Annotated in this window: 4 protein-coding genes; 2 read left to right on the top strand and 2 right to left on the bottom strand. The window is 70.7% G+C overall.

Annotation, left to right across the window (positions count from 1 at the left end; all coding sequences use genetic code 11):
- Window positions 1-8 precede the first annotated feature (8 nt).
- Window positions 9-1,550 carry a leucyl aminopeptidase gene (locus B9S61_RS33410; protein ID WP_103545522.1) on the bottom strand — a complete coding sequence of 514 codons (1,542 nt, stop codon included), beginning with the start codon at window positions 1,548-1,550 and terminating at the stop codon, window positions 9-11.
- A gap of 368 nt (window positions 1,551-1,918) precedes the next feature.
- Between B9S61_RS33410 and B9S61_RS33415 the strand changes: the two genes are divergently transcribed.
- On the top strand, window positions 1,919-2,686 hold the full coding sequence (locus B9S61_RS33415; RefSeq protein WP_103545523.1) for an endo alpha-1,4 polygalactosaminidase: 768 nt from the start codon (window positions 1,919-1,921) through the stop codon (window positions 2,684-2,686).
- On the opposite strand, the gene B9S61_RS33420 is transcribed toward B9S61_RS33415, so the two are convergent.
- Window positions 2,646-3,251, bottom strand: a complete 606-nt coding sequence (locus B9S61_RS33420) for an RDD family protein (protein WP_258039995.1) — start codon at window positions 3,249-3,251, stop codon at window positions 2,646-2,648. The two genes, B9S61_RS33415 and B9S61_RS33420, sit on opposite strands and share 41 nt — an antisense overlap.
- A gap of 225 nt (window positions 3,252-3,476) precedes the next feature.
- On the opposite strand from B9S61_RS33420, the gene B9S61_RS33425 reads away from it, so the two are divergent.
- The coding region (locus tag B9S61_RS33425; protein WP_181007647.1) for a cbb3-type cytochrome c oxidase subunit I at window positions 3,477-4,613 on the top strand (1,137 nt) is incomplete at its 3' end.

The raw sequence follows: 4,613 nt of genomic DNA on the forward strand, positions 1-4,613 counted from the left end.
ACGAGGGGTCAGACCAGGTCGCCGGAGGCGGCCCGCTCCGCCAGGCGGACCAGCGTGCGCACCGCGGAGCCCGTACCGCCCTTGGGCGTGTACCCGAACGGGCCGCCCTCGTTGAAGGCCGGACCGGCGATGTCGATGTGGGCCCAGGTGATGCCCTCGCCGACGAACTCGCGCAGGAACAGACCGGCGACCAGGCCGCCGCCCATCCGCTCACCCATGTTGGCGATGTCGGCGGTGGCCGAGTCCATGCCCTTGCGCAGGTGCTCCGGCAGCGGCATCTGCCAGGCCGGCTCGCCGGCCTCCTCGGCGGCCTCATGGACCGCCGAGCGGAACGCGTCGTCGTTCGCCATGATCCCGAACGTGCGGTTGCCCAGCGCCAGGACCATGGCGCCGGTCAGGGTCGCGACGTCCACGATGGCGTCCGGCTTCTCCTGGGAGGCGGCCCACAGCGCGTCGGCGAGGACGAGCCGGCCCTCGGCGTCGGTGTTGAGCACCTCCACGGTCTTGCCGCTGAACATGCGCAGCACGTCGCCCGGACGGGTCGCCGAGCCGGACGGCATGTTCTCGGCCAGCGCCAGCCAGCCGGTGACGTTGACCTCCAGGCCCAGACGGGCGGCGGCGACGACCGCGGCGAACACCGCGGCGGCGCCGCTCATGTCGCACTTCATCGTCTCGTTGTGCCCGGCCGGCTTCAGCGAGATGCCGCCCGAGTCGTAGGTGATGCCCTTGCCGACCAGGGCGAGGTGCTTCTTCGCCCTGGACGAGGTGTACGAGAGCTTGACCAGGCGCGGGCCGGCCGCCGAGCCGGCGCCGACGCCGAGGATGCCGCCGTAGCCGCCCTTGGCCAGGGCCTTCTCGTCGAGCACCTGCACCTTGATGCCGTGCTCCTTGGCCGCCGTCAGGGCGACGGCGGCGAACGCCTCGGGGTCGAGGTCGTTCGGCGGGGTGTTGATCAGGTCACGCGCGCGGTTGAGCTCCTCGGCGACGGCGGTGGCGCGCTCGACGGCGGCCTTGTACGCCTTGTCGCGGGGCTTGCCGCCGAGCAGCGCGGCCTCGGCGAGCGGCCCCTTGCCGCTCTTGCCGTTCTTCGCGGAGTCGCCGTTGTCCTTGTAGGCGTCGAAGGAGTACGCGCCGAGCAGCACGCCCTCGGCGACCGCGCCGGCGTCGGCGGCGTCCGTCAGGGGCAGGGCGAACGCGGCCTTCTTGGAGCCGGCGAGGGCGCGGGCGGCCACACCGGCCGCCTTGCGCAGTGCCTCGGTGCCGTAGCCGGAGTCCTTCCCGGGCTGGGCGCCGAGGCCCACCGCCACCACGAGCGGCGCCTTGAAGCCGGCCGGAGCGGGGAGCTTCGTCACCTCGCCCTCGGCGCCGGACGCGCCGAGGGTCTCCAGGACGCCGGCGAGCCGGCCGTCGTACGCCTGGTCCACGGACTCGGCGCCCGGTGCGACGACGGGACCCTGGGACTTCGCGGCAGAGCCCTTGGCGACACCGATGACGATCGCGTCGGCCCGCAGGCCGGGGACCGCGGCGGTGCTGAGAGTGAGAGCAGTCACGGTGGTGAAATCTCGCTTCCGATGTGAAGTTGCGGTGGCCGAAAGGTGTGGGTCGACCGGGCCCGGCAGCCGACCCTAGTTGCGCTGTGCGGGTGCGGTCCCGTCGGGGCCTTTCCCGGTGCGGCGGACACTCGGGACGAGCCTACGCGCGTATGCGCGCCCGCTCGTTCACGCGGGTGTTCACCTTTCGGTGACGTCCCGGCCCTCTCCGGGCCCCGCCGCCGGAACCACCGGGTGGCCACGACCATCCCTGGTAGTGCGGGGTGCTCGCGGACAGTACCCCGTGATCCCGCGCAGTCCCGGTGTGCCCGCCACGCCGCCCGCCCGTCCCCTGGAGACCGTCGGTGAGACGCCCGTTCCCGCTCGTCATGCTGCTCGCCCTGCTGCTGGCGGCCTGTACCACCGCGCCCGGACCCGACCCGGAATCCCCGGCCGGCGACCGCTGGCGGCCCCGGCCGGGTACCGCCTGGCAGTGGCAGCTCAGCGGACGGCTCGACACCTCCGTCGACGTTCCCGTGTACGACATCGACGGCTTCGGCCACTCCCGCGCGACGGTCGCGAAGCTGCACCGCGAAGGCCGCCGGGTCATCTGCTACCTGTCCACCGGAGCCTGGGAGGACTTCCGGCCGGACGCCGGCGACTTCCCCAGGGCGGTGATCGGCCGGGGCAACGGCTGGGAGGGCGAACGCTGGCTCGACATCCGCCGCACGGACGTCCTGGAGCCGCTCATGGCCGAGCGTCTCGACATGTGCCGCGACAAGGGCTTCGACGCGGTCGAGCCGGACAACATGGACGGCTACCGCAACCGCACCGGCTTCCCGCTCACCGCCGCCGACCAGCTCCGCTACAACCGTCTGGTCGCCCGGCTGGCCCATGAACGCGGACTGGCCGTGGGCCTGAAGAACGACCTCGACCAGATCCCCCAGCTGGTCGACGCCTTCGACTTCGCGGTCAACGAACAGTGCGCCCAGTACGGCGAGTGCGCGCGGCTGAGCCCGTTCGTCGAGGCGGACAAGGCCGTCTTCCACGTCGAGTACGAGCTGCCCACCGCCCGCTTCTGCGCCGACTCCCGGCGCCTGGGCCTGAGTTCCCTGCTCAAGAAGTACGCACTGGACGCATGGCGCCGGCCGTGCTGAGCCCGGGGCCGGTCACCGAGGTGCCCGCCACCCGGTCGGCCGGCGAACGGCGGCCGGGGCCGAGCGCCGGCAGGGCGTTGCACAGGAACAGCGCCACCGCGGCCAGCCACGCCAGCACCGACAGCGCGATGTGTCCCTCGACCAGCAGCACACAGGCCACCGCGTACACGGCGACATCGGTGGCCGTGGTCACCGCGGCCCTGAGCGCCGCCCGGCCGGGGACGCGCGGGGCGACCCGCAGCCCGGTCAGGCCCTTGCCCAGGGTGCGTCCGGCCAGGGCGAGACACCCCCACTGGTAGAGGAACGTCGTCACGACCAGCAGTCCGAAGGCCTGTTCGACGTAGAGCACGGACCTGTTCCACAGGGACGAGCCGAGGCTCCCGGAGGCGTCGATCACGTCGCCGCATGAGGTGAGCAGGTCGAAGCCGCCGCGGGCGGCGAGTTCGGGGACGTCGGTGACCAGGGCGGACATGCGGTCGAAGGTGAGCACCGCGAGCACCGAGGCCGGCGTCACCACCAGCGCGAAGTCGATGGTCCAGGCCATGGCCCGGCGGAGTCCCGGCATCAACGTCCCCCGTTGTCTCGTCAGTTCGGCGGACAACGGTAGCGGGAGGGCGCCGCGCGGCCGCAGCGGGCCTCCGCTTTCACACAGGTGTGCGGCGGACGTCCGACGTCACCCGAATGCCGAGTGGCAAAGCGCGCCACGGTGCCCGGCTTCGGACCCAGCCGGTCGACGTCCCGCCATGCTGATCCCGGGGACTCTCCCCGAGCCCGTAGGAGGACGTGGACAGTGGTGGACAAGAGCGCGGTGGACTCACTCGATCAGGAGTCCTACGAGGACGAGCTGCCGGTACGGCGCAAGAGTCCGGGCAACGTCGTGATCAAGTGGATGACGACCACGGACCACAAGACCATCGGCACGCTCTATCTCTGCACCTCGTTCGCGTTCTTCGTGTTCGGCGGGATCCTGGCCCTGGTGATGCGCGCCGAGCTGGCCCGGCCGGGTCTGCAGATCGTGTCGAACGAGCAGTTCAACCAGGCGTTCACGATGCACGGCACGATCATGCTGCTGATGTTCGCGACGCCGCTGTTCGCCGGTTTCGCCAACTGGATCATGCCGCTGCAGATCGGCGCGCCCGACGTGGCGTTCCCGCGGCTGAACATGTTCGCCTACTGGCTGTACCTGTTCGGCTCGCTGATCGCGGTGGGCGGTTTCCTCACCCCGGACGGCGCGGCGAGCTTCGGCTGGTTCGCCTACACCCCGCTGTCGGACGTGGTCCGGTCACCGGGCTTGGGCGGTGACCTGTGGATCATGGGTCTGGCCTTCTCCGGCTTCGGCACGATCCTCGGCTCGGTCAACTTCATCACCACGATCATCTGCATGCGCGCTCCCGGCATGACGATGTTCCGCATGCCGATCTTCACCTGGAACGTGCTGCTGACCGGTGTGCTGGTCCTGCTCGCCTTCCCGGTCCTGGCGGCCGCGCTGCTCGCGCTGATGGCGGACCGCACGTTCGGGGCGCACATCTACGACGCGGCCAACGGCGGCCCTCTCCTGTGGCAGCACATGTTCTGGTTCTTCGGCCATCCGGAGGTGTACATCATCGCGCTGCCGTTCTTCGGCATCGTCTCCGAGATCATCCCGGTCTTCTCCCGCAAGCCGATCTTCGGCTACATGGGTCTGATCGCCGCGACGATCGCGATCGCCGGCCTGTCGGCGACGGTGTGGGCGCACCACATGTACGCGACGGGCGGCGTACTGCTGCCGTTCTTCTCCTTCATGTCCTTCCTGATCGCGGTGCCGACCGGTGTGAAGTTCTTCAACTGGATCGGCACGATGTGGAAGGGGTCCCTGAGCTTCGAGACCCCGATGCTCTGGTCGATCGGCTTCCTGGTCACCTTCCTCTTCGGTGGTCTGACCGGCGTC

It is taken from the genome of Streptomyces sp. SM1 (assembly GCF_002910825.1).
GTDB lineage: Bacteria > Actinomycetota > Actinomycetes > Streptomycetales > Streptomycetaceae > Streptomyces > Streptomyces okerensis.